This window comes from Caulobacter sp. DWR1-3-2b1 (assembly GCF_049895765.1).
Taxonomy (GTDB): Bacteria; Pseudomonadota; Alphaproteobacteria; order Caulobacterales; family Caulobacteraceae; genus Caulobacter.
In genome coordinates, this window is the sequence record NZ_JAFCSZ010000003.1 from 36,606 (window position 1) to 58,096 (window position 21,491).

Below are 21,491 nucleotides of genomic sequence, written 5' to 3' on the forward strand. Positions count from 1 at the left end.
TCAGACCTCCGCCCACTGGCGCAGCAGGTTGTGGTAGGTTCCGGTCAATCCCAGGATCGACGGGTCGGCGGCCCCCACCGTCTGGGACAGGCGCTGGATAGCGACATCCATGTCCAGCAGCAGGGCCCGCCGGGCGTTGTCGCGCACCAGGCTCTGGATCCAAAAGAAGCTGGCGATGCGGGTTCCGCGCGTCACCCGCGTCACATGGTGCAGACTGGAAGCCGGATACAGGATGAGGTCGCCGGCCGAGAGCTTGACCGCATGGCTGCCATAGAGGTCGTCGACCACCAGCTCGCCGCCGTCATAGTCCTCGGGTTCGGACAGGAAAAGGGTGGCCGAAAGATCGGTGCGGAGGGTCTGGCCGGTGACCGGATCGCGGCGGACCGAATTGTCGATGTGGTCGCCAAAGCCCATGCCCTGGCCGTAGCGATTAAACATCGGCGAGAGAATTGTCCTGGGCAGGGCCGCCGAGACGAACAGCGGGTTGCGCTCCAGCGCCGCCAGGAGGATCGCCCCGACCGCCCTGGCGGCTTCGCCGGCCTGCGGAAGTTGCTGGTTCTGCTTGGCCAGGGCCGCCTGGAAGCCCGAGGTCATGTTGCCGTCGATCCAGGGCGCGGCGTCCATGATCGCCCGGCACTCGGCGACCTGGTCTTTGGTCAGCACCTCGGGAATCTGCAGCATCATCTCTTGAACAACCAAAGCCCCGGACATGAAGGCGCCCCGTCCGGCATTGGGCTGGCCAGACGGGGCGCGCGTCAAGTCTGAGAGGGGAGTCTCAGTACCGGACGTTCAGGGTCAGCATCGTCTGGCGCGCCGGGGCCGGGTCGGCGTGGTGCACGCCGTTGGTCTTGGTGATGTAGCGCTCGTCCGTCAGGTTCTGGACGTTCAGCTGCAGGTCGGCCTCGTCGTTGATTGCCCACGATGCGAAGGCGTCATAGCGGGTGTAGGACGGGGCATAGACCTTGTTGGCCCCGCCGCCGGCCCCGCCCTGGTTACCGCCGAAGCTGTCCGAGACATAGTACGCGCCGCCGCCAAGGGCGATCTTGCGGGTCACGCGATAGGTCGTGAACAGGCTGAAGGTGTGCTTGGGAGTGTTGGCCAGAGGGTCGCCCTCGAAGAGGCTCTGCACCGGCGGACCACCGGCGACCGGGATCGTCACTGCGCCCTTCACCAGTTCGCTGTCCATGTAGGTATAGCCGCCAAACACCTGCCACTTGGGCGTGATGTTGCCAGAGGCGCCCAGCTCGACGCCTTGGACCATGGTCTCGCCGACCTGGGCGTACATACCCGCGTCGATCAGGACCTGGGCGTTCTTGCGCTCGGTGCGGAACACCGCGCTCGACAGGGCCAGGGTGTCGTCGAACAGGTTCCACTTGGCGCCGAGTTCGTAGCTGGTCGTGTCTTCCGGCTCCAGCTGCGTGGTGGCCAGGTTGCCTGTGCCGACCGAGCCCGCGGTGCTCTGATCGCCGCCAGCAATGCCTGGGGGCGTCGAAGACGTCGAGTAGGAGGTGTAGAGGCTGCTCGACGCTGTCGGCTTGTAGACCAGGCCGATCTGGTAGTTGAAGAAGTTCCAGGTCGCCTTGGCCACGCCGGTATAGGTCACGCCGGTGATCAGACCGTTGGCGCTGGTGGCCGTGACGTTCAGGCCGCTGGTCGAATAGTCGTCATAGCGAACGCCCAGATTGACCAGCAGCTTGGGGGTCAGGGTGATGGTGTCGAAAGCGTAGGCGGCGGCGGTCTTGGTGACGGTCCGGGCCGCCGGGGCGCGGGTGATGATCCCTGCCCACGCATCGCCCGGGTTGGGGGCGTAGAGGCGCGTACAGTCCCCGACGCCGGCCGTGGTGGAGTTGAGCGTAAAGCCCGTCGGGCAGGCTGAGCCCGCCGTCGTGTAGATGACGTAGGCGGCGTTTTCGTTGACTTCGCGCGACAGCTCGACACCGAGGTTGAAGCTGTTCTTGATCGAACCGACGTCGAACTTGCCGCTGAAGTCGGTGACCGCCGCGACGGTGGTGGCCGGGTTGTAACGGGCCTTGGTGCCGCGCTTCATCCACCATTCGCCGGCCACGAACTGGGCAGCGCCGCCGTCGCCGGGATTGGTGACGACGTAATCGTTGATGGTCTTCGAATAGCGGACGGCCTGGCGGACCGAGAAGTCGTCATTGATCTGGTGGTTGAAGACCAAGGTGGCGATGTTGGCCTTGGTCTTCATGAAGTCGCGCGCCGAAAGGCCGTAATAGGCGTCGCGGGACACGTCGGAAATGCCGTCGGCCGGACGCGTCTTGCTGTCGGTGCCCGCCACGCCCCAGGTGCGCTTGCTGGCCAGCGGGATGCCGTAGTCGGGGTCCTGGTCGGTGTCGAGGTGATAGTAGCTGGCGGTCACTTGCGTGTCGGCGCCAATGCCGAAGGCCAGCGATGGCGCGATGCCCCAACGCTTGAAATCGATGCTGTCGCGGCCGGGCGTGTCGCCCTGGGTCGCCATCAGGTTCAGACGGAAGGCCGCCGTTTCGCCGAAGGCGTAGTTGGCGTCGGCCGTGGCGCGGACATAGGCGTCGGTCCCGCCGGCGACCGAGCCGCGCATGAAGTTGGTGGGCTTGGGCGACTTGCTGCCCAGATTGATGCTGCCGCCGCCCGAGCCGCGGCCGCTATAGACCGAGTCCGGACCCTTGATGACCTCGACCTGTTCCAGGTTGAACACTTCGCGGGTCTGGCCGCCGGCGTCGCGAATGCCGTCGACGAAGACGTTGTTGCCCGAGGCCTGGCCCCGGATGAACGGACGGTCGGCCAGGGGCTGGCCGCCTTCGCCCGCGCCGAAGGTGATGCCCGGCGAGGTGCGCAGGATGTCGGTCAGCGAGGTGGCGGCGGTCTGCTCGATGATCTTGCTGGAGATCACCGTGATCGAGCGCGGCGTATCGACCAGCGGGGCGGTGTATTTGGCCGACTGGACGTCGGTGGCCTTCTTGCCGTCGACCTTGACGCCCGTGACTTCGGTCGCGTCGGCGGCGGCGGTGGTCGCGACCGGAGCGTCGATATCGGCGGCATGGGCCAGGCCGGCGCCGAAGGTCAGGCCGGCGACGCCGGCGACGGCGGCCGCCCCCAGAGCGCGACGTTGACGGCTGACCACACCACGGGTGTTCGGGTTACGCATAAGAAATCCTGTCCCCAGCGGGCGACGATCCCTCGCGCCCCTTTCTGTTATTGCGAGGCGTTCTTAGCGGCGCCATTGCAGGGTCGCAATGATAATCATTCTCAGAAATGGAGGGATCGCCGGGGCGCACGGCTGAGCGACCTCGCGCTCTCGCTGCGAAGGGATGGAAAGGGTCGCGGAGCGTCCGGACGACGTCCGGATGTGAGTTAGAGATTACCGTTTCGACGAAGCCGTCCGCTCCGCGTGACCGGTTCACAAGAGCCTGCGCTTGGGCGGTATGTGACGCCTCGTACGCTTCCAGCCCCGGACGGGCGGCGTGAATAGCATTCACGCCGGACCGCGAGCCATTACGCCCGCCTGTCCCCGCTCGATCACCCCTCGTCGCCGCAACGGTCGCTGGCCTTGCGCCCTTTCCTCGCGACGAGGTGGGTCAAGAATACGGCAGGTTTTATGGGGGCTGCGTCGATTGTCTGGACGCTCGTGCGGTCCTTCCCCCGAAGGGGCGAGGCGGCCGGAGGCCGGTGGGGGAACACCGCATTGATTCAGCAGGACTTCCCCCTCCGATCGCTTCGTGATCACCTCCCGCCAGGGGGAGGATTTTCCCGCCTATCCCCCTCCCCATCCGGGGACGGCGCGATCCCGGTCCCCGTGGTCAGCGGGCGGAACCCGGTGTAGCTTCCCCCCGTCCGCGCGACTGGCGATCAGAGCGAGCACCCTTAAGGGAGCGCGGACCACAGCAAAGCCGTTCGCCTGGGCGCCCCACCTCTCTCTGGAGCCGCGCCCATCGCCTATGACGTGCTGAGGTTCGGCAGCGCGCTTTATCTGGGCTGGCTGGCCTGGCAGGCGATCCGGCCGGGCGGCGCCTCGCCGTTCCAGGTGCGCGAACTGCCGAAAGACCCGCCGGCCAAGCTGATGGCCATGGGCTTCCTGACCAACCTGCTGAACCCCAAGGCGGCGATGCTCTATCTGTCGCTGCTGCCGCAGTTCATCAAGCCCGAGCACGGCGGGGTGCTGGGCCAGTCGCTGATCCTGGGCGGCAGCCAGATCGTCATCAGCCTGACCGTTAACGGCCTGATCTGCCTGGCGGCGGGCTCGATCGCGAGCTTCTTGGCGGGCCGACCGGTGTGGGTCCTGATCCAGCGCTGGCTGATGGCGACGGTGCTGGGCGGCCTGGCGATCCGCATGGCGACCGAGGCGCGGCGGTAACACCTGCACCCACCGTCATTCCCGCCCTTGTGGCGGAAACCTCGCCGCCGCAACAGGTGCGGGAGGGGCGAAGTGCGCGCACTTCGCTTGCGCTTCACGTGTCAGCTGAACCAGAGGTTCCCGCCATAAGGGCGGAAATGACGGATGTGAGTGGGAGCTGACACCCAGCCCGGCCAAGACTGCGCCTTAAATCCTTGGAGGTGAGCTTGCTCTGGGGTCAGACCGTGTCAAGGACCGGCCTCGGGCCGGCCGCGTCGCGGCGGCCCTGCGGGCCGTCCTTGACACGGTCTGACCCCAGAGCTCCAATTCCACCAAGGGTTTCAAGGCGGGGAAGCATCCCGAGGGATGCCTTCACTAAGCGCGAATCTGGTCCGTTTCACCGCATCAGCAACGGCGGCCACTTCGCATACGGAATAGCGTTGGGCGGCGGTACCGATCACTCGGGGCAACACACTGAGTGAACCAACTATCGCCGCACTCAGGTCACTCGCCGCCAGCACCCATGAGGTTGGCTTTACGTGATCGATTAGCTCGCGATAGAAGTTGAGCTTTTTCAAAGCTTCCGCTTCCTCATTCGTGAAAACGAGAACGTCCCCCCAAGGGAGTCTGCCTGGCTCTTGAACCGCTTCTACCAACTGAGCGTACGGCAGAACCCGTTCTGGGATGTCGGGAAACTGTCCCAGGTTCAGCGCCTCTAGGATCAGCTTTTCTATTTTTGGTTCTAGAGCGCCCACACCTGCGGTGTCTGTCAGCGCCTCGGTCATTCCGGCGCTCAGAGACAAGTGTGCTGATCTTATGCAGTCAATCAACGCATCGACATCGTCTGGCACGCGCATAGCGTGTTCGGCGCATCGCGTAGCCTGCAAGACGGCAAGGCGGCCCGAGCTAATTCTCACCCATCTGGTCATAGGTCAGCTGTGTCACGCGACCGGCGTATTCCCTACCCCCCAAACGCAAAACGGGCGGCCCCTTTCGGAGCCGCCCGCCTGCTGATCCGTCCTCAGAAGGACCGCATCACCCTCAGGTGCTGACGGCGTCTTCCGGGCTGACTTCCATCTTCTTGGACAGGTCCTCGCCGGTTTCCTGGTCGACAACCTTCATCGACAGCTTGGTCTTGCCGCGATCGTCGAAGCCGAGAAGCTTCACTTTGACGATCTGGCCTTCCTTCAGCACGTCCGACGGCTTGGCGACGCGTTCGTTGCTGATCTGGCTGACGTGGACGAGGCCGTCCTTGGCGCCGAAGAAGTTCACGAAGGCGCCGAAATCGACGACCTTGACGACCTTGCCGTCATAGATCGCGCCGACTTCAGCTTCTTGCGTGATCGACTTGATCCAGTCGATCGCGGCCTTGATCTTGGCGCCGTCCGAGGCCGAGACCTTGACCGTGCCTTCGTCGTTGATGTCGACCTTGGCGCCGGTGGTGGCGACGATCTCGCGGATCACCTTGCCGCCGGTGCCGATCACTTCCCGGATCTTGTCGGTCGGGATGGTGATGGTTTCGATCTTCGGCGCGTAGTCGCCGACTTCTTCACGAGGCGCATCCATCGCCTTGTTCATCTCGTCGAGGATGTGCTCGCGGCCGCCCTTAGCTTGGGCCAGCGCTTGCTTCATGATCTCTTCGGTGATGCCGGCGATCTTGATGTCCATCTGCAGCGAGGTGAGACCCTGGCTGGTGCCAGCCACCTTGAAGTCCATGTCGCCGAGGTGATCCTCGTCGCCCAGGATGTCGGACAGGACGGCGAAGCCGTCCTTTTCGAGGATCAGGCCCATGGCGATGCCCGAGACCGGACGGACCAGCGGAACGCCCGCGTCCATCATGGCCAGCGAGGCGCCGCAGACCGTGGCCATCGAGGACGAGCCGTTGCTCTCGGTGATCTCGGAGACCAGGCGGATGGTGTAGGGGAAGTCTTCCTTGGCCGGCAGCATCGGGCGCAGGGCGCGCCAGGCCAGCTTGCCGTGGCCGATTTCGCGGCGGCCGGGGCTGCCCATCCGACCGGTCTCGCCGACCGAGAAGGGAGGGAAGTTGTAGTGCAGCAGGAAGGCTTCCTTGTAGGTGCCTTCCAGCGCGTCGATGAACTGCTCGTCGTCGCCGGTGCCCAGGGTGGCGACCACGATGGCTTGGGTTTCGCCGCGCGTGAACAGGGCCGAGCCGTGGGTGCGCGGCAGGATGCCGACTTCACCCAGGATCGGACGGACCTTGTCGACGGTGCGGCCGTCGATGCGGATGCCGGTGTCGAGGATGGAGCGACGAACGATGTCGGCTTCCAGTTCCTTGAACACCGAACCCAGCTTCAGCGGGTCGATGCCGGCCGGATTGGTGTCGCTCTTGGCGAACTTTTCCGTGGCCTTGGCCTTGGCGGCCGACAGCGCCGAGACGCGGTCGCCCTTGGCGCGGATGGTGTAGGCTTCGGCCAGATCCTTGCCGACGGCCTTCTTCACTTCAGCCTTCAGGGCGTCGGTGTCTTCCGGCTGGAAGTCGAAGGGCTCCTTGGCGGCGTGTTCGGCCAGTTCGATGATGCCGTTGATCACGGCCTGCATGCCCTTGTGGGCGAAGCTGACGCCGCCCAGGACGATCTCTTCAGACAGTTCCTGGATTTCGGACTCGACCATCATCACGGCGTCGGCGGTGCCGGCCACGACCAGGTCCATCTTGCTTTCCTTCAGCTCTTCGAGCGTCGGGTTGAGGATGTACTCACCGTTGACGTAACCCACGCGGGCGCCGCCGATCGGGCCCATGAACGGGGCGCCGGAGATCACCAGGGCGGCCGATGCGGCGACCATGGCGACGATGTCGGGATCGTTCTCAAGGTCATGCTGCAGCACGGTGCAGACGACCTGGACTTCGTTCTTGAAGCCCTTGACGAACAGGGGGCGGATCGGACGGTCGATCAGGCGGGAAACCAGAGTTTCCTTTTCCGACGGACGACCTTCGCGCTTGAAGAAGCCGCCCGGGATCTTGCCGGCGGCGTAGGTCTTCTCGATGTAGTTGACGGTCAGGGGGAAGAAGTCCTGGCCGGGCTTGGCTTTCTTGGCGAACACGGCAGTGGCCAGGACGACGGTTTCGCCCATGGTGGCCAGAACGGCGCCGTCAGCCTGACGGGCGATGCGACCGGTTTCGAGGACCAGCGTCTTGCCGCCCCACTCGATCGTCTTGCGCATGATTTCGAACATATTTGCTTCTTTCGGTTCCGAAGGACCCATTTCCTTCAGGACGGACAGGGGCGGGCGGCCGAATGGCGGTCCCGAGTATTCCTCATCCAGTTCGACAGGCGTCCGGGGATCTTGATCTCCGGCTTACGTGGTCGGACCCGCATGAGGCGGATCCGCAGCAACTCTCGTTTCGGCCTGTCTTGAAACGTGAGCCATAAAACATTGTCGCGTGACGGGCGTCGAAACCGGGATCCACTTTCGACTGTCACGCTCCATAAAAGCGTTCGGCCGCCCCGCGTGAGCGAAGCGGCCGACTGCGCCAAAACTAGCGGCGCAGACCCAGCTTTTCGATGAGGGTCGTGTAACGACCAGCATCGGACTTCTTCAGGTGGTCGAGGAGGCTGCGACGCTGGGAAACCATCATCAACAGACCACGACGGCTGTGGTTGTCCTTCTTGTGGGTCTTGAAGTGCTCGGTCAGGTTAGCGATGCGCTCGGAGAGGATCGCGACCTGGACTTCGGCGCTGCCGGTGTCACCCTCGGTGCGGGCGTGTTCGGCGATAAGAGCGGTCTTGCGCTCGGCAGTGATCGACATCGGTGTGTCTCCGCTCAGGTGAGTTGAAAGACCCGCACCGGATTGAGCCGTCCGGCGCGCATCTCGCACAAGGCCACCAACCTCTCTCCCACCATGGCCGAAACGGTTCGATCACCGGGCGTGAGCTCGGCTTTCAGCGTTTCAACCTGCCTTGGGAGCAGAACGATGGCGCGTCCTTGCGCAAGCCGGAAGGCGTCTTCATCGGTCACGGCCAGCGCCGGGATGTCGTCCAGCGCGGTCTCGACCGGAAGCAATGCCTCCGACAGGCGGGCCTCATAGCTCAAATTCTCGAGAGTTTCCAGCGATATCGCCGCATCCTCGGTGAACCGCCCCACCCGCGTCCGGCGCAGCTGATCGACGTGACCGCAGGTTCCGAGCCGGGCCGCGAGATCCCGGACCACGGCGCGGACATAGGTGCCCTTGCCGCATTCCATCTCCAGCACGACATGATCGACGTCAGGCGTCTCAAGCACGCGGAGAGCGTGGATGTTCACCTTGCGCGTCGCGAGCTCGAACTCGACCCCCTCGCGGGCCAGGTCATAGGCGCGCTCGCCGTCGACCTTGATGGCCGAATAGTTGGGCGGGATCTGGTCGACCTCGCCGACGAACTCCGAGAGCACAGCCTCGACCTCGTCGCGGGTCGGACGCAGGTCGGACGTGCCCGTCGTCTCGCCCTCGCGGTCCAGGGTGGTGGTGTTGCGGCCCCACTGGATGGTGAAGCGATAGGCCTTGTCGGCGTCGACCAGGAACGGAACCGTCTTGGTCGCCTCGCCCAGGGCGATCGGCAGGATGCCGGTGGCCAGAGGATCCAGCGTGCCGGCATGGCCCGCCTTCTGGGCATTGAACGCCCGGCGCACGCGGGTCACGGCGCTGGTCGAGGTCAGGTCGTAGGGCTTGTCCAGGCACAGCCAGCCCGAGACGGCGTCGCCCTTCTTGCGGCGCGCCACGACTAGTCTTTCCGGTCTGCTTGGTCATCCTCGCCGACCACATCGGACAGGCTGCGCAGATCCTGCTGCACCACCGGATTGTCGAACAGGCGGTTCATATAGGCGGCCGAGTTGAAGCTCTCGTCGTGGATGAACTTCAGGTCCGGCGTGAACTTCATGTCGATGGTCTTGCCCAGGCGGCCGCGCAGGAACTTGGCCACGCGGTTGAGGCCCGCGACCACCACTTCAGGGCTGCCCAGCTCGACGGCGATCCGAGACGGCGAGGAGGCCTCGCGCTCGATCCGGGGCGCGATGCCGGCGCCAAGGGGCTCGACGAAACAGACGGCGTGGCGCAGGTCCGGCGTCATCCGCACCTCGGTGACGGTCACCGAGATATTGATCAGGGCGGGGTCCTGCAGATCCTCATGGCGCAGGATCTCGACCAGGGCGTGGCGGATCAGCTCGCCGGCGCGCAGCTGGCGCTGCGACGGACCCGTCGAAACAGGCTTGGGAGTCTTGTCGTCATGGCGCTTCATGGCGCGAAGGTCCTTAAGGCCCGGCCGGCGGATCGAACACCGGAGCGCGGGGAGAAAATCAAGGCGCGGTGTCTAGGCGCGTGAGGCGGGAAAGTCCAGTCCAAGCGCTCTAGCCGGACGATACCGCGAGGACGTAGCGTGCGTCGCCCTCGATAGTCAGGCCCGAAAACCGGAAGCCCAGACTCGTGGCGAGCTTGACCGAGGCCTGATTGCGCGGATCGATGAAAGCGTCCGCCTCAGCGAAACCCTCGTGATCCAGCAGCCAGTCGAGGGCGACACGCGAAGCTTCGCTCATCAAGCCTCGCCCCCAGAAATCGGGACTGAGATGGTAGGCAAATTCCGAACAGCGACCCAGGCTGTTGAAGCCCACGGTTCCAGCAAACCGCCTCTCCGCGCGGGTGATCAGCGCCCACCGGAAACCTGTTCCCTCCGCCTGATGTCGCACGAAGAAGTCGATGATCCTGTCGCTGTCAGCCGAACTTTCAGCCGGCAATCTGATCGGGCGGCCCTCGAAATCATTCGTCACGCCCGAAAAGCGACAGACCGCCGGCTGCCGCCACATCGAGAACATGCCCGCAGCATGATCGAAGGACAAAGGCTCCAGGATCAGACGTTCGGAAATCAGAATCGGCACGACGAAAGCGGGTTTGGTCATGCCAGCTCCCGCACCAAGCCCTAGGCCTCGGTCCGAGCCTTGAAGAACGCGATGACCCTGTCCCGCGTCTGCATGGTCGCGCCCAACGGGTCGGAACGGTCCAGATGCAGGGTCAAGACCGAATGCGGCGCCATGGCCGGATTTGGCGCCGCGTCGGAGTCGGCCAGTTCCACCGTCTCCACCCGGTCTCCGAACTCGCGCTTCAGCGTCTCGAACCGTTCGTCGGGGACCAGCTTGTCGGAAGAGAACCGCAGGGCCAGCATCGACAGGTCCTCGGTCTCGAACCGGGTGCGGGCGCAGGCGATCTCGACATCAGAGCAGCCCAGCGACGCCCTGCCCTTCTTGCCCAGCGGCAGCGAAGGCTGCGACAGCACCGGGGCTACCACCGACGGCTCGGTCATCATCGCCAGGGCGAAACCGCCGGTGAAACACATGCCCACGGCGCCCACGCCCTTGCCGCCGCATTCCTTGTGGACCTGCCGGGCCAAGGCTCGCAGCCAGTCAACAATGGGACTGGAGCGGTCGGTGGCCCAGGCGTTGAACTCGCGGCGCACGCACAGGATCTTGCCGATGACGCGAAGGGCGTAACCGGTGCTGACCGGCTTGGCCGGCTCGCCAAACAGGCTGGGACAGAACACGGTCATGCCGGCGGCGGCCACGTCGCGAGCGAAGTCCAGGACGCCGGGATGCAGGCCTGGGATTTCATGCATGACGATGACAGCGGGACCAGTCCCGATCCGCCAGACCTCCCGCGTCCAGCGGCCGTCGTCGAACTCGAACCGCGTGAAGCCGTCCAGCGCGCTGGTCATTCTGGTCTCGCCCCTTGCTACGAGCGAGAGCTTGGCCGTGATCTCGCCAGACGACAAGACGTCTAGCGAACACCGTTCAGGTTGTCGGTCCAGTCTTCCATCGGGTCTGGCCGGCGCCCGTCTGGCAGCTTCCACTCGCCGCGCCAGGAGAAGTCCAGTGTGCCGCACACCCGGGCCCGGCCCGGCGCCTTCAGATCATCGCCCAGGGCCTGGATGCGCAAGTCGCGGCGCAGGGCGATGCGGCTGAAGCTCAGCCACAGGCGCGTCGCCCCCGGGCAGAAGGCGCGGATATAGACCCTGCCCTGTTCGGCCTTGGGATCGATCTCGTACAGCGCCGCGTCGGCGTCGACGCCCTTGAGCCCGGCCAAGCCCTTGGGCCCGAGATCGCGATCCTTGCCCTTGATCAGCAGGCCCTGGGCCGGGACGCCGGTGGCCAGCACCTTGATGGGTCTGGCGCCCATCAAGCCCTGGTCGAACAGCACGGTCAGACCCGCCCCCGTCAGCCGCTTGGCGTCCGCCGAGATCGGGTCGTAGGAGAACATCCGCTTCTCGGCGTGGGCGGTTGTGGCCAGAGCGCAGGCCGCCAAAACGATTGGTAACGCCAGCCTCATCGCTTGAAGTGCAGGTTCGCCGCTTCGGGGTCGAAACCGCTCAGCCGCCAGACCGAGCCGTCCCGGGTGAAGGTCAGCATGCAGGGGCCGTTCATCTTGGCGGCGCACACCCGCCCGTCGCCGGCCGGCCGCAGGGCGCTGGCGATGACGACGCGTCCAGGCAGCGGCCGGTCGGGTGTGTAGCCGTAATAGCTGGCCGCCGCGCGGAAGGTTTCCGGCCGGATCAGAGCCTCGCCCGCGATGTCGGCGGCCGGCCCGGCCAATACGGCGACGGCGGCCATCAGAGCATTGTCAGCCTTGCGATGCCGGGCTTCTTCGAGCAACCGCGTCTCGATCTCGTATTTCAGCGCCCGGCGGTCGACGCGCGCGTCGAAGGCGGCCCGATCCCTGTCGCGGATCGCCGTTAGCAGGGCATGGACGTCGCCCGCCGCGTCATAGCGGTCGGCGGTAGCGCAGGCGCTCAGCGAGAGCGTCGCGACGGTTAGGGCGAGGAGGGCTTTGATACGCATGTTAAAGGCGTAGCGCCGGAATCGGGCGAATTCCAGTCCGACGGGTTTAGGCGGTGAGAACCTCGAGACCGTTGCGGCGCGCGGCGGCGGCCAGATCCTTGTCGCAAGACGCCAGCGTCGCGCCCAGCCGGATCGCCAGCTCGAGGTAGGCGGCGTCGTAGAGGGTGAGACTTTCAGCGCGCGAAAGGTTCAAGGTCGCGCCCCATGCCTGACTGTCGGTTTCCGCATCTACGGTAATCGGGAATCCCGCCAAGTCTTTCAACGTCGCATCGGTGAAGGCTTGATCGCAACGGCCCCGCCTGACCGCATTGCGCAGGACATTGGCGACCTCAAGCCGCCACAACGATGGAACCCACCCACCTACGTCGGATACGCGATGTAGAATTTCCTGAGCGGCTTGGGTGCGCTCGTCCTTGAGAAGCGCTGCGATCGTCAGTGAGGCGTCAAGGACCAAAGTCACCCGCGGCGACCCTCGTCGATCAGTTCGCGCAGCGTTACGTCGCCAAGCGTAAAGCCCTTACTACGCTCGACAATACGCTCCATCGCCGCCAAGGCCTCTGCCCGGGCCTCCGCCTTGGCGTCCGACCGACGGATCAGGATGTCGCCATCCTTGACCTCGATCTCGACCTGCTCGCCATCGACGAGACCCGCCAGACGCGCCATGTCCTGCGGCACGCGGACGGCGAGGCTCTTGCCCCAGGTTCCCACGGTGACCTTGGTCATAGCATCGCTCCACTCAGCAGGGAATATGCTGGCATATCCCGTTGAGAAAGTCGATACGCGCGTCCATCCGCGATCTCCCAAAGCAGGAAAGGCGCGAGCTTGCGCCCGCGCCTTTCCTTTAAGCTGAGTTTCGATCGAACGCCTAGTCGAGCTGGCGCTTGATCTCTTCGACGGTGAAGCACTCGATGGTGTCGCCGACCTTGATGTCCTGGAAGCCGGCGAACATCATGCCGCACTCCTGGCCAGACGGGACCTCGGGGACCTCGTCCTTGAAGCGCTTGAGGGTCTGCAGGGTGCCCAGTTCCAGAACGACGATGTCGTTGCGGATGATCCGGACCTTGGCGCCCTTGCGGACCACGCCTTCGGTGACCCTACAGCCAGCGACCTTGCCGACCTTGGAGATGTCGAAGGCTTGCAGCACTTCGGCGTTGCCCAGGAAGGTTTCGCGCTGGATCGGCGCGAGCATGCCCGAGAGCACGCCTTTGATGTCGTCCAGCAGGTCGTAGATGATCGCGTAGTAGCGGATCTCGACACCCTCGCGCTCGGCCAGCGCCCGCGCCTGGGCGGAAGCCCGGACGTTGAAGCCGATGAGCGGCGCGCCGGCGCCCTTGGCCAGCATGACGTCGCTTTCGCTGATCGCCCCGGCGCCCGACAGGATGATCCGCGCGCGAACCTCGTCGGTCGACATGGCGTCCAGCGATCCGATGATCGCTTCGGCCGAGCCCTGCACGTCGGCTTTGATGACCAGCGGCAGCTCGCGGTACTTCTTGTCCTGCAGCTTGGCCATCATGTCGGCCATGCTGGTGGCGCCCGCGCCGACCGGATGCATCGATTTCTCGCGCTTCAGGCGGATGCGGTACTCGGTCAGCTCGCGAGCCCGGGCTTCGTTCTCGACGACCGCGAAGGGGTCGCCGGGTGACGGCACGCCGTCCAGGCCTAGGATCTCGACCGGAGTCGAGGGACCCACGTCGTTCAGTTGCTCGTTACGCTCGTTGAGCAGGGCGCGAACCCGGCCAAACTGGCTGCCGGCCACGACGATGTCGCCGCGCTTCAGCGTGCCGCGCTTGACCAGCACGGTGGAGACCGCGCCGCGACCCTTGTCGAGCTTGGCCTCGATCACCACGCCGTCGGCGGTGCGGTCGGGGTTGGCCTTCAGGTCGAGAACTTCGGCCTGCAGCAGGATGCGTTCGATCAGTTCGTCCAGGCCCTGGCCGGTCTTGGCCGAAACTTCGACGATCTGGGTTTCGCCGCCCAGGCTTTCGACAACGATCTCGTGTTGCAGCAGTTCGTTGATCACCCGGGTCGGATCCGAGCCCGGCTTGTCCATCTTGTTGACGGCCACGATCATCGGCACTTCCGCGGCGCGGGCGTGCTTGATGGCCTCGATGGTCTGCGGCATGACGCCGTCGTCGCCGGCCACCACCAGGATCACCAGGTCGGTGATGTTGGCGCCGCGAGCCCGCATTTGCGAGAAGGCGGCGTGGCCCGGGGTGTCGAGGAAGGTGACCTTCTCGCCATTTTCCAGACGCACCTGATAGGCGCCGATGTGCTGGGTGATGCCGCCATGTTCGCCGCCGGCCACATCGGCTTTGCGCAGCGCGTCGAGCAGGCTGGTCTTGCCGTGGTCGACGTGACCCATGACCGTGACCACCGGGGGCCGCGACTCCAGGTGATCGTCGATGTCCTCGGCGCCGATGAAGCCTTCTTCGACGTCGGCTTCCGACACGCGGCGGACGGTGTGACCAAATTCGGTCGCCACCAGTTCGGCGGTGTCGTTGTCGATGATGTCGTTGACCTTGAGCATCACGCCCTGACGCATCAGGAACTTGATGATCTCGACACCGCGGACAGCCATCCGGTTGGACAGCTCCTGCACGGTGATGACGTCGGGAATAACCACTTCGCGGGCGACCTTCACAACCTCGGCGGGACCGCCACGGCGCTTTTCCTTTTCGCGTTCACGGGCCCGGCGAACCGAGGCCAGTGAGCGCATGCGGTCGGCGGAGTCTCCATCGCCGGCCACGGTCTGGATGGTCAGGCGGCCTTCGCGGCGCACCGGAGCGCCCTTGGCGCGCGACACTGCCTTGCCGGGGGCGGCGGCCTTGCGGCGATCATCATCGTCCTCGGGACGACGGCTGACTTCGCCGCCGGGACGCGGAGCCGAGCGCATGGCGCGCTGGACTTCCGGGGTCGCCGGAGCGGCTGCCGGGGCGCCGGGACGCGGGCCGCGCGGCGGACCGCCGGGACCCGGGCGAGCGCCGGGAGCTGGGCGCGGAGCCAGGGCCGAATAGCGGACGGTCTGGGTCGGACGATCACCCTGCGGACGGTCGCCTTGCGGGCGGTCACCCTGTGGACGGTCGCCCTGCGGACGGTCGGGGCGGAAACCGCCGGCGCCTTCCGGACGCGGACCACGCGGCGCGGCCGCATCGGGACGCGGCGTGCGCTGATTGTAGGGGCCGTCCGGACGCGGAGCGCGCTGATTGAACGGCCGATCGGCCTGCGGACGATCACCCTGAGGCGGGCGCTCGCCGGCCGGCGGACGATAGGTGGTGGTCGACGTGCGGTCGTCGCGACGTTCGCGGCTGGGCTCGTAGGTCCGGGTCTGGTTGGGCGAGGCCGCCGCAGGACGCGGAGCCTCGGCGCGCGGCGCGGCTGGAGCTGCAGCGACCGGAGGCACAACAGGAGCCGGGGGCGCAACGGGCGCGGCAGGCACAGGAGCCTGAGCGACCGGCGCCGGAGCCACAGGTGCGGCGGCGACCGGAGCGGGAGCCGGGGTTGGCGCGGGCGCTGGGGCCGGCGCTGGTTCCGCGGCGGCCTTTGCAGCCGCTGCGGCCTTGGCCGCTGCCTCGCGCGTGGCGGCTTCAGCGGCGCGGGCGCCCGCCTCGTCGGCGGCGCGCTGCGTCGCCTGACGATCCTGGTTCTCGCGAGCCGCTTCGATGGCGCGTTGGCGGGCGCGCATCTCGTCTTGCGAGAGGCCCCCTGCCGAACTGCCGCCGCCGCCCGAAGACTGGGACTGACGTGGTTCGTTGGTGTGGCGGCGCTCGGCCGAGGACGGCGCGGCCAGGTTACCGGCAGGCGCGGCGTGCGGACGTGTCCGCTTGGTTTCGACCACTACCGTCTTGGTGCGGCCGTGGCTGAAGCTTTGCTTCACCACGCCGGCGCTCACCGAGCCCTGGCGGGGCTTCAGTGTAATGGGCGCGCGCCCACCTGGGGTGCCGGGCCGACCGTTATCGTTCTCGTCGCTCATGCGCTCGCTTGTACTTCCGCCGGGATCACCCAGCCAAAAACCGTTCGTTCCATATGAGAAAGGGGCCCGGACGTACCTTCACGAAGAAGGCTCGTTTCCAGACCCTAAACTCACAAGCTCGACCCCATCGGGTCGAGCCCCCTAAAAGATTCTAGAGCCTTACCGTCCAGCCGGACGCGCCGGTCGGATGGAAAGACACTAGGGCTCCTCGCGCCAACTCGCCGACCAGGTCGGGGGGAGTAGTGGGCGAAAGCCTGATAACCGCTCGACGTCCAAAGTCCAGCGATCAGTGCCACGCCCGGCAAGAAGCGCTGTGTGTATCACATTCTCCCCGCCCAAGGCCAAACCCAATTCGTCGGATGTGAACATCCCCAGAATTCGCGGGCTGTTCGGGGCCTTGTAGACGGCGGTGAGCATCTTTCGGCGACCGTCGTCGGCGCCGTCGGACGCCTCGATCAGCCAGGCCGTCTTGCCGGAATTCAGCGCGGCGGCGACCTTTTCGAAGCCCGAGATAATGTTTCCGGCTCGCCGCGCAAGACCCAGACCGTCAAGAACCCGCTTGGCCAGCAAGGCCTCGACCTGATCGGCTAGATCGGCCGGCGCGCTCAGCTTGGTCTTGGCGGAGCGCGAGAACAGACCCTTTTTGGCCGCCAGCGTCACGGAGGCGCGGTCAGCCCCGACCCAGATCCCGCGTCCCGGCAGCTTGCGCGCCAGGTCTGGAACCACGACGCCGCCCGGACCTTCGACGAAACGGATCAGCTTGGCCTCGTCGGTCGCCTCGCCCAGAACGACATCCTTGCGAAGGCGAAAGGCCTCGGCATGGGTCTTCGGCCCAGTTTGGGGCCCGGTTTGGGGCGCGTTGGGATCGACGGGAACGTCCAGCTCAACGGCAGTATCGGCGGGGTCTTGATCCATGCGTCTCTTGAACGACCTCGGCCCTCCCGGCGATCCGGAAGGGCCGAAGCTTTCTTAGTCCTGCTTGTCTTCGGCGACTTCGGCCGGCGATTCAGCTTCAGCTTCAGCTTCAGCTTCAGCTTCAGCTTCGACCTCGGCTTCAGCCTCGACTTCCGTCCCGGCCTCGCCCTCGACGAACTCGCCCTCTTCATAGACGGGCTCTTCGTATTCTGGCTCCGGCGGGGCCTCGACCCAGCCCATGACGATCCGGGCGCGCATGATCAGCGCTTCGGCGTCTTCGGGCGACAGGTTGAAGCTTTCCAGGATGCCCGGTTCGCGCACGCGGGCGCCGTCCTTGGTTTCGAACCAGCCACGCATGTCGTCTGGCACCAGACCGGCCAGGTCCTCGACGGTCTTCACATCGCCTTCGCCCAGGGCCACAGCCATGGGCAGGGTGACGCCTTCGATTTCCAGCACAGAGTCCTCGACGCCCAGTTCGACGCGCTTGGCGTCCAGGGCGGCGGCTTCCTTGTCGAGGAATTCGCGGGCGCGGGTCTGCAGTTCGTCGGCGGTCTCGTCGTCAAAGCCTTCGATGGCCGCGATTTCATGCGGCTCGACATAGGCGACGTCTTCCACCGCAGCGAAGCCTTCGGTGACCAGCAGCTGGGCGATGACCTCGTCGACGTCCAGGGCTTCCTGGAACAGGGCCGTGGTTTCGGTGAACTGCTTCTGACGGCGCTCGCTCTCCTGGCTTTCCGTCATGATGTCGATCTGCCAGCCGGTCAGCTGCGAGGCCAGGCGGACGTTCTGGCCGCGGCGGCCGATGGCCAGCGACAGTTGCTCGTCGGGCACCACGACTTCGACGCGCTCGTCTTCCTCGTCCATGACGACCTTGGAGACCTCGGCCGGGGCCAGGGCGTTGACGATGAAGGTCGCCTCGTCCTCGGACCACTGGATGATGTCGATCTTCTCGCCCTGCAGCTCGGCCACCACCGCCTGCACGCGCGAACCGCGCATGCCGACGCAGGCGCCGACGGGGTCGATGCTGCCGTCGTTGGAGATCACGGCCATCTTGGCGCGCGAACCCGGGTCGCGGGCCACGGCGCGGATCTCGATGACGCCGTCATAGACTTCCGGCACTTCCTGCGCGAACAGCTTGGCCATGAAGCCGCCGTGGGCGCGCGACAGCATGATCTGCGGACCCTTGGTCTCGCGGCGGACGTCGTAGATGTAGGCGCGGATGCGGTCGCCGACGTTGAAGTTCTCGCGCGGGATCGACTGGTCGCGGCGCATGATGCCTTCGCCGCGGCCCAGATCGACGATGACATTGCCGTATTCGACGCGCTTGACGCTGCCGTTGATGATCTCGCCGGCGCGATCCTTGTACTCGTCGTACTGGCGCTCGCGTTCGGCCTCGCGGACCTTATGCATGACGACCTGACGGGCCATCTGGGTCTGGACGCGGCCGATCTCGAACGGCGGCAGGTCTTCTTCATAAACCTTGCCGATTTCGGCGTCGCGCCACGTGCGCTTGGCGATCGACAGCTGGACCTGGCCGATCTCGCCCTCGATCTCCTGGTCGTCGCCGACCACGGTGATGATCCGCTTTTGCGAGGTCTCACCGGTCTTGGTGTCGATCTTCACCCGGATGTCGTGCTCGGCGCCGTAACGGGCGCGAGCCGCCTTCTGCAGGGCGTCCTCGATCGCCTCGATGACGACTTCCTTCTCGATGCCTTTTTCGCGCGCGACCGCGTCAGCGATCTGCAGCAGCTCGAGCCGGTTGGCGGAAATGCCGATGGCCATGGTCAGTCCTCTTCACTTTCGGACAGGTCAATGTCCTCTTCGGCGTCGTCGCCGAAATCTTCGGAGTCCACGTCTTCGCCTTGGGCTCCGACGTCATCCTCGTTGGCGTCTTCACCTTCGGCTCCGACGCGGGCGGCGCGCTGGGCGGCGCCCCGCTTCATCAGCTGATCGGTCAGCACCAGCTTGGCGTCGACCAGCCATTCGAACGGGAAATAGACGGTGGTGTCGTCCTCGCCCTCAATGTTCAAACCGACCTGGCCATCTTCGACCCCGGCCAGTTCGCCCTTGAAACGCTTGCGGCCCTCGGCGACGCGATCGAGCTCGATGCGCACCTCAAGGCCGGAATAGTCGTCGAAATCCTTCAGTCGCGTCAGCGGGCGATCCACGCCGGGGCTGGAGACTTCCAGGGTGTATTCGCCGCTGATCGGATCCGCGGCGTCCAGGATCTCGGACACGGCGCGCGACAGCTTGGCGCAATCCTCGACATTCATATCGCCGCCCGAGCCATCGGGCTGCATCGGACGCTCGGCCATGATCTGCAGGCGACGCGTCTCCGCCCCGCCCATCAGGCGCAGGCGGACGATCTCGAAGCCAACGGTTTCGGCTACGGGATCGAGAATTTCGATCAGATCACGGTCTTCCTGCGTCTTGCCGCGCAACAGATTTCTCAACTCAGAACAGGGCTAAAAGGCGCTGACGCCAAACAGCCAAAGAAAAAGCGGCAGCCTTTCGGGCCGCCGCTCGAAAGCGCACTCAGCGCTGACGGACGATGTGTGAGCTGTATAGCGCGATAGGCGAACGGTTGGAAGCCCCTCAAAGACCACGGCGACAACCCCTGGAACCGCCGTCATGCGGGGCCTCTTTCGCACCGCAACACTTGTAGCCTATACATCCGCCCGCGCAGGCCCGCCTCCCCGCGGAGCCCATTCCACAGAAGAGTCATAATGGACCTCTCCAAGATCGCCACGGGCGTGAACCCGCCCTACGACCTCAATGCCGTCATCGAGATCCCGCAGGGCGGCGAGCCGGTTAAGTACGAGATCGACAAGGCCAGCGGCGCCCTGATGGTCGACCGCTTCTTGCATACGGCGATGTTCTATCCGGCCAATTACGGCTTCATCCCGCACACCCTGGCCGATGACGGCGATCCCGCCGACATCATGGTGGTGGGCCCGACCCCGGTCGTTCCGGGCGCGATCATCCGCTGCCGTCCGATCGGCACCCTGATGATGGTCGACGAAGCCGGTTCGGACGAAAAAATCCTGGCCGTGCCGGTCGACAAGCTGCACCCCTTCTATACGGGCGTGAACAGCTGGCGCGACCTGCCGGTGATCCTCACCGAGCAGATCGCCCACTTCTTCCAGCACTACAAGGATCTGGAAAAAGGCAAGTCGACCAAAATCACCGGCTGGGCCGATCTGGAAGAAACCGCCGACATCATCCGCGCGGCGATTAAACGCCACGACGATAACTATTAGGAACTAGCCTGCGTGGCCGGCCATCTGGCCGGCTGCGAGCAGGACGATCATCACGGCGTCGATCAGCACGGTCACGCCGGCGAAACCCTTGATGAAACGGCCGCCCTTGGCGACCAACGATCCCAGATAGAAGACCTTGCTGATCACGGCGACACCGACGGCCAGCTCGCGGGTCTCGGGATGAAACGCCGCCCAGACCAGCATGCCGCCGGTCAGCCCGATCAGCAGACCCCAGCCCCGCACCACCACATCGGCAAGCGGCCCTTCCAGGGCCTCGCCATAGGTCGAGCGCTGCGAGCGCGTCGGGGCGAAGACAAATTGCAGCATGGTCAAGGTCAGCAGTCCGCTGACCACCAGAACCAGCTGATAGTGCTCGATAATCCAGGACATGGTCGCCTCCCCACCCGTCATGACGCGGGCTGGTGGCAAGCTTAACAGAAAACGCGGCGGATCAGACGCGCCCGAAATCCAGGAACACCGGCGCGCAGTCGCCCAGCTTCTTTTCCTCGTAGCGCGTGGTCACATGGTCGGCCGGCGGGACGTTGCGGTCGGCGGTCTCGCTTTCGAAGCGGAAGGCCGGATCGGCCAGCATCCGCTCGATGGTCCATTCGGCATAGTCGGCCCAGTCGGTGGCGAAACGCAGACAGCCGCCGCTCTTCAGCACACGGGCGAGCTCCGTGACCACCGCCGGCTGGATCAGGCGACGCTTGTTGTGCCGCGCCTTGTGCCAAGGATCGGGGAACATGATGAAAACCCGCGTCAGACAGGCGTCGGGCAGCCAGCCCAGCACATCTCGGGCGTCGCCCTCGTGGATGCGGACGTTCTTGAGGTCCTGCTCCTCGATATGGCGGACCGCGCTGGCCACGCCGTTGACGAAGGGCTCGGCCCCGATGATCAGGGCGTGCGGATGACGGCCGGCCTGGGCGGCCATGTGCTCGCCACCGCCAAAGCCGATCTCCAGCCAGGCTTCGGTCGCCGCGGGCATCAGGTCGCGGGGCTCGAAGGCCGCGTCGGGCACGGCGATCTGCGGCAACAGCGTGTCGAGCAGGGCCTGTTGGCGCGGCTTCACCGGCCGCGCCTTGATACGGCCGAACGAGCGCAGTGGCCCGTGGGGAATGGGAGCGGAGGTCATGGCGGCCGTATTAGCTGTCATCCCGGCCAAAGCGAAGCGTCGAGCCGGGACCGCAGGAAGCGCCGACGCTTG

At 65.6% G+C, this 21,491-nt stretch carries 21 protein-coding genes, 1 pseudogene and 1 riboswitch; of the genes and pseudogenes, 3 read left to right on the forward strand and 19 right to left on the reverse strand.

Features of this window, described 5'->3' with window-relative positions; all coding sequences use genetic code 11:
- Together ACP69S_RS03945 and ACP69S_RS03950 are read right to left on the reverse strand one after the other, a co-directional pair.
- On the reverse strand, positions 1 to 684 hold the full coding sequence (locus ACP69S_RS03945) for a Fe2+-dependent dioxygenase (protein WP_425995486.1): 684 nt from the start codon (positions 682 to 684) through the stop codon (positions 1 to 3).
- Between the two features lie 91 nt (positions 685 to 775).
- Positions 776 to 3,145, reverse strand: coding sequence for a TonB-dependent receptor (locus ACP69S_RS03950; RefSeq protein WP_425995072.1), 2,370 nt, complete (start codon positions 3,143 to 3,145; stop codon positions 776 to 778).
- Positions 3,146 to 3,477: 332 nt separating this feature from the next.
- Between ACP69S_RS03950 and ACP69S_RS03955 the strand changes: the two are divergent.
- Positions 3,478 to 3,686 (forward strand): annotated as a pseudogene (locus ACP69S_RS03955) (hypothetical protein); the annotation flags it as partial.
- A 139-nt stretch (positions 3,687 to 3,825) separates the two neighbouring features.
- Positions 3,826 to 3,908, forward strand: a riboswitch (ZMP/ZTP riboswitch).
- Positions 3,896 to 4,351 (forward strand): LysE family translocator, encoded by a 456-nt coding sequence (locus ACP69S_RS03960; RefSeq protein ID WP_425995487.1) that lies wholly within the window; start codon positions 3,896 to 3,898, stop codon positions 4,349 to 4,351. (Overlaps the previous riboswitch by 13 nt.)
- Positions 4,352 to 4,671: 320 nt before the next feature.
- Here the strand turns inward: ACP69S_RS03960 and ACP69S_RS03965 are convergent, their stop codons facing one another.
- The 15 genes from ACP69S_RS03965 to rimP form a co-directional block, all read right to left on the reverse strand.
- Positions 4,672 to 5,115, reverse strand: a complete 444-nt coding sequence (locus ACP69S_RS03965) for a hypothetical protein (protein WP_425995074.1) — start codon at positions 5,113 to 5,115, stop codon at positions 4,672 to 4,674.
- A gap of 256 nt (positions 5,116 to 5,371) precedes the next feature.
- Positions 5,372 to 7,522 (reverse strand): polyribonucleotide nucleotidyltransferase, encoded by a 2,151-nt coding sequence (gene pnp / locus ACP69S_RS03970; protein WP_425995076.1) that lies wholly within the window; start codon positions 7,520 to 7,522, stop codon positions 5,372 to 5,374.
- 304 nt (positions 7,523 to 7,826) lie between these two features.
- The gene (rpsO, locus tag ACP69S_RS03975) at positions 7,827 to 8,096 is read right to left on the reverse strand and encodes a 30S ribosomal protein S15 (RefSeq protein WP_035048944.1); all 270 of its coding nucleotides are present in this window, start codon (positions 8,094 to 8,096) and stop codon (positions 7,827 to 7,829) included.
- A gap of 14 nt (positions 8,097 to 8,110) precedes the next feature.
- Positions 8,111 to 9,043 (reverse strand): tRNA pseudouridine(55) synthase TruB, encoded by a 933-nt coding sequence (truB, locus tag ACP69S_RS03980; RefSeq protein WP_425995079.1) that lies wholly within the window; start codon positions 9,041 to 9,043, stop codon positions 8,111 to 8,113.
- A 2-nt stretch (positions 9,044 to 9,045) separates the two neighbouring features.
- Complete coding sequence (rbfA, locus tag ACP69S_RS03985; protein WP_425995081.1) at positions 9,046 to 9,558, reverse strand: 30S ribosome-binding factor RbfA; 513 nt, start codon at positions 9,556 to 9,558, stop codon at positions 9,046 to 9,048.
- A gap of 109 nt (positions 9,559 to 9,667) precedes the next feature.
- Positions 9,668 to 10,213 carry a GNAT family N-acetyltransferase gene (locus ACP69S_RS03990; RefSeq protein ID WP_425995083.1) on the reverse strand — a complete coding sequence of 182 codons (546 nt, stop codon included), beginning with the start codon at positions 10,211 to 10,213 and terminating at the stop codon, positions 9,668 to 9,670.
- A 20-nt stretch (positions 10,214 to 10,233) separates the two neighbouring features.
- Positions 10,234 to 11,022, reverse strand: coding sequence for a dienelactone hydrolase family protein (locus ACP69S_RS03995; RefSeq protein WP_425995085.1), 789 nt, complete (start codon positions 11,020 to 11,022; stop codon positions 10,234 to 10,236).
- A gap of 62 nt (positions 11,023 to 11,084) precedes the next feature.
- Positions 11,085 to 11,564 (reverse strand): hypothetical protein, encoded by a 480-nt coding sequence (locus ACP69S_RS04000; RefSeq protein WP_425995087.1) that lies wholly within the window; start codon positions 11,562 to 11,564, stop codon positions 11,085 to 11,087.
- A 65-nt stretch (positions 11,565 to 11,629) separates the two neighbouring features.
- Positions 11,630 to 12,142, reverse strand: a complete 513-nt coding sequence (locus ACP69S_RS04005) for a DUF2939 domain-containing protein (RefSeq protein ID WP_425995089.1) — start codon at positions 12,140 to 12,142, stop codon at positions 11,630 to 11,632.
- A gap of 46 nt (positions 12,143 to 12,188) precedes the next feature.
- The gene (locus tag ACP69S_RS04010) at positions 12,189 to 12,602 is read right to left on the reverse strand and encodes a type II toxin-antitoxin system VapC family toxin (RefSeq protein WP_425995091.1); all 414 of its coding nucleotides are present in this window, start codon (positions 12,600 to 12,602) and stop codon (positions 12,189 to 12,191) included.
- The gene (locus tag ACP69S_RS04015; RefSeq protein WP_425995092.1) at positions 12,599 to 12,865 is read right to left on the reverse strand and encodes an AbrB/MazE/SpoVT family DNA-binding domain-containing protein; all 267 of its coding nucleotides are present in this window, start codon (positions 12,863 to 12,865) and stop codon (positions 12,599 to 12,601) included. Before ACP69S_RS04015 ends, ACP69S_RS04010 begins: the two co-directional genes overlap by 4 nt.
- 142 nt (positions 12,866 to 13,007) lie before the next feature.
- Entirely contained in the window at positions 13,008 to 16,112 is a 3,105-nt protein-coding gene (gene infB / locus ACP69S_RS04020; protein ID WP_425995094.1) for a translation initiation factor IF-2, read from the reverse strand.
- A 198-nt stretch (positions 16,113 to 16,310) separates the two neighbouring features.
- Positions 16,311 to 17,027: an RNA-binding protein gene (locus tag ACP69S_RS04025; RefSeq protein WP_425995096.1), complete on the reverse strand. Its 717-nt coding sequence runs from the start codon at positions 17,025 to 17,027 to the stop codon at positions 16,311 to 16,313.
- 54 nt (positions 17,028 to 17,081) lie between these two features.
- Positions 17,082 to 18,809, reverse strand: coding sequence for a transcription termination factor NusA (nusA, locus tag ACP69S_RS04030; RefSeq protein ID WP_425995098.1), 1,728 nt, complete (start codon positions 18,807 to 18,809; stop codon positions 17,082 to 17,084).
- A gap of 2 nt (positions 18,810 to 18,811) precedes the next feature.
- On the reverse strand, positions 18,812 to 19,468 hold the full coding sequence (gene rimP / locus ACP69S_RS04035; protein WP_425995100.1) for a ribosome maturation factor RimP: 657 nt from the start codon (positions 19,466 to 19,468) through the stop codon (positions 18,812 to 18,814).
- Positions 19,469 to 19,753: 285 nt separating this feature from the next.
- Here rimP and ppa point away from each other — a divergent pair, with 285 nt between their 5' ends.
- Complete coding sequence (gene ppa, locus ACP69S_RS04040) at positions 19,754 to 20,287, forward strand: inorganic diphosphatase (protein ID WP_062142568.1); 534 nt, start codon at positions 19,754 to 19,756, stop codon at positions 20,285 to 20,287.
- A gap of 3 nt (positions 20,288 to 20,290) precedes the next feature.
- Here ppa and ACP69S_RS04045 read toward each other — a convergent pair whose 3' ends face one another.
- Both ACP69S_RS04045 and trmB read right to left on the reverse strand, forming a co-directional pair.
- The gene (locus ACP69S_RS04045) at positions 20,291 to 20,677 is read right to left on the reverse strand and encodes a hypothetical protein (RefSeq protein WP_425995104.1); all 387 of its coding nucleotides are present in this window, start codon (positions 20,675 to 20,677) and stop codon (positions 20,291 to 20,293) included.
- Between the two features lie 61 nt (positions 20,678 to 20,738).
- On the reverse strand, positions 20,739 to 21,419 hold the full coding sequence (trmB, locus tag ACP69S_RS04050; RefSeq protein ID WP_425995106.1) for a tRNA (guanosine(46)-N7)-methyltransferase TrmB: 681 nt from the start codon (positions 21,417 to 21,419) through the stop codon (positions 20,739 to 20,741).
- Between the last annotated feature and the right edge of the window lie 72 nt (positions 21,420 to 21,491).

Excerpts from the sequence above, each read along its gene's own strand:
- ACP69S_RS04025 (WP_425995096.1), bottom strand. The coding sequence starts at position 17,027 with ATGGATCAAGACCCCGCCGATACTGCCGTTGAGCTGGACGTTCCCGTC.
- ACP69S_RS04045 (WP_425995104.1), bottom strand. The coding sequence starts at position 20,677 with ATGTCCTGGATTATCGAGCACTATCAGCTGGTTCTGGTGGTCAGCGGA.
- pnp (WP_425995076.1), bottom strand. The coding sequence starts at position 7,522 with ATGTTCGAAATCATGCGCAAGACGATCGAGTGGGGCGGCAAGACGCTG.
- infB (WP_425995094.1), bottom strand. The coding sequence starts at position 16,112 with ATGAGCGACGAGAACGATAACGGTCGGCCCGGCACCCCAGGTGGGCGC.
- ACP69S_RS03965 (WP_425995074.1), bottom strand. The coding sequence starts at position 5,115 with ATGACCGAGGCGCTGACAGACACCGCAGGTGTGGGCGCTCTAGAACCA.
- ACP69S_RS04015 (WP_425995092.1), bottom strand. The coding sequence starts at position 12,865 with ATGACCAAGGTCACCGTGGGAACCTGGGGCAAGAGCCTCGCCGTCCGC.
- ACP69S_RS03990 (WP_425995083.1), bottom strand. The coding sequence starts at position 10,213 with ATGACCAAACCCGCTTTCGTCGTGCCGATTCTGATTTCCGAACGTCTG.
- ACP69S_RS03995 (WP_425995085.1), bottom strand. The coding sequence starts at position 11,022 with ATGACCAGCGCGCTGGACGGCTTCACGCGGTTCGAGTTCGACGACGGC.
- ppa (WP_062142568.1), top strand. The coding sequence starts at position 19,754 with ATGGACCTCTCCAAGATCGCCACGGGCGTGAACCCGCCCTACGACCTC.
- rpsO (WP_035048944.1), bottom strand. The coding sequence starts at position 8,096 with ATGTCGATCACTGCCGAGCGCAAGACCGCTCTTATCGCCGAACACGCC.
- ACP69S_RS03950 (WP_425995072.1), bottom strand. The coding sequence starts at position 3,145 with ATGCGTAACCCGAACACCCGTGGTGTGGTCAGCCGTCAACGTCGCGCT.
- trmB (WP_425995106.1), bottom strand. The coding sequence starts at position 21,419 with ATGACCTCCGCTCCCATTCCCCACGGGCCACTGCGCTCGTTCGGCCGT.
- ACP69S_RS04000 (WP_425995087.1), bottom strand. The coding sequence starts at position 11,564 with ATGTTCTCCTACGACCCGATCTCGGCGGACGCCAAGCGGCTGACGGGG.
- nusA (WP_425995098.1), bottom strand. The coding sequence starts at position 18,809 with ATGGCCATCGGCATTTCCGCCAACCGGCTCGAGCTGCTGCAGATCGCT.
- rbfA (WP_425995081.1), bottom strand. The coding sequence starts at position 9,558 with ATGAAGCGCCATGACGACAAGACTCCCAAGCCTGTTTCGACGGGTCCG.
- ACP69S_RS04005 (WP_425995089.1), bottom strand. The coding sequence starts at position 12,142 with ATGCGTATCAAAGCCCTCCTCGCCCTAACCGTCGCGACGCTCTCGCTG.
- ACP69S_RS03945 (WP_425995486.1), bottom strand. The coding sequence starts at position 684 with ATGATGCTGCAGATTCCCGAGGTGCTGACCAAAGACCAGGTCGCCGAG.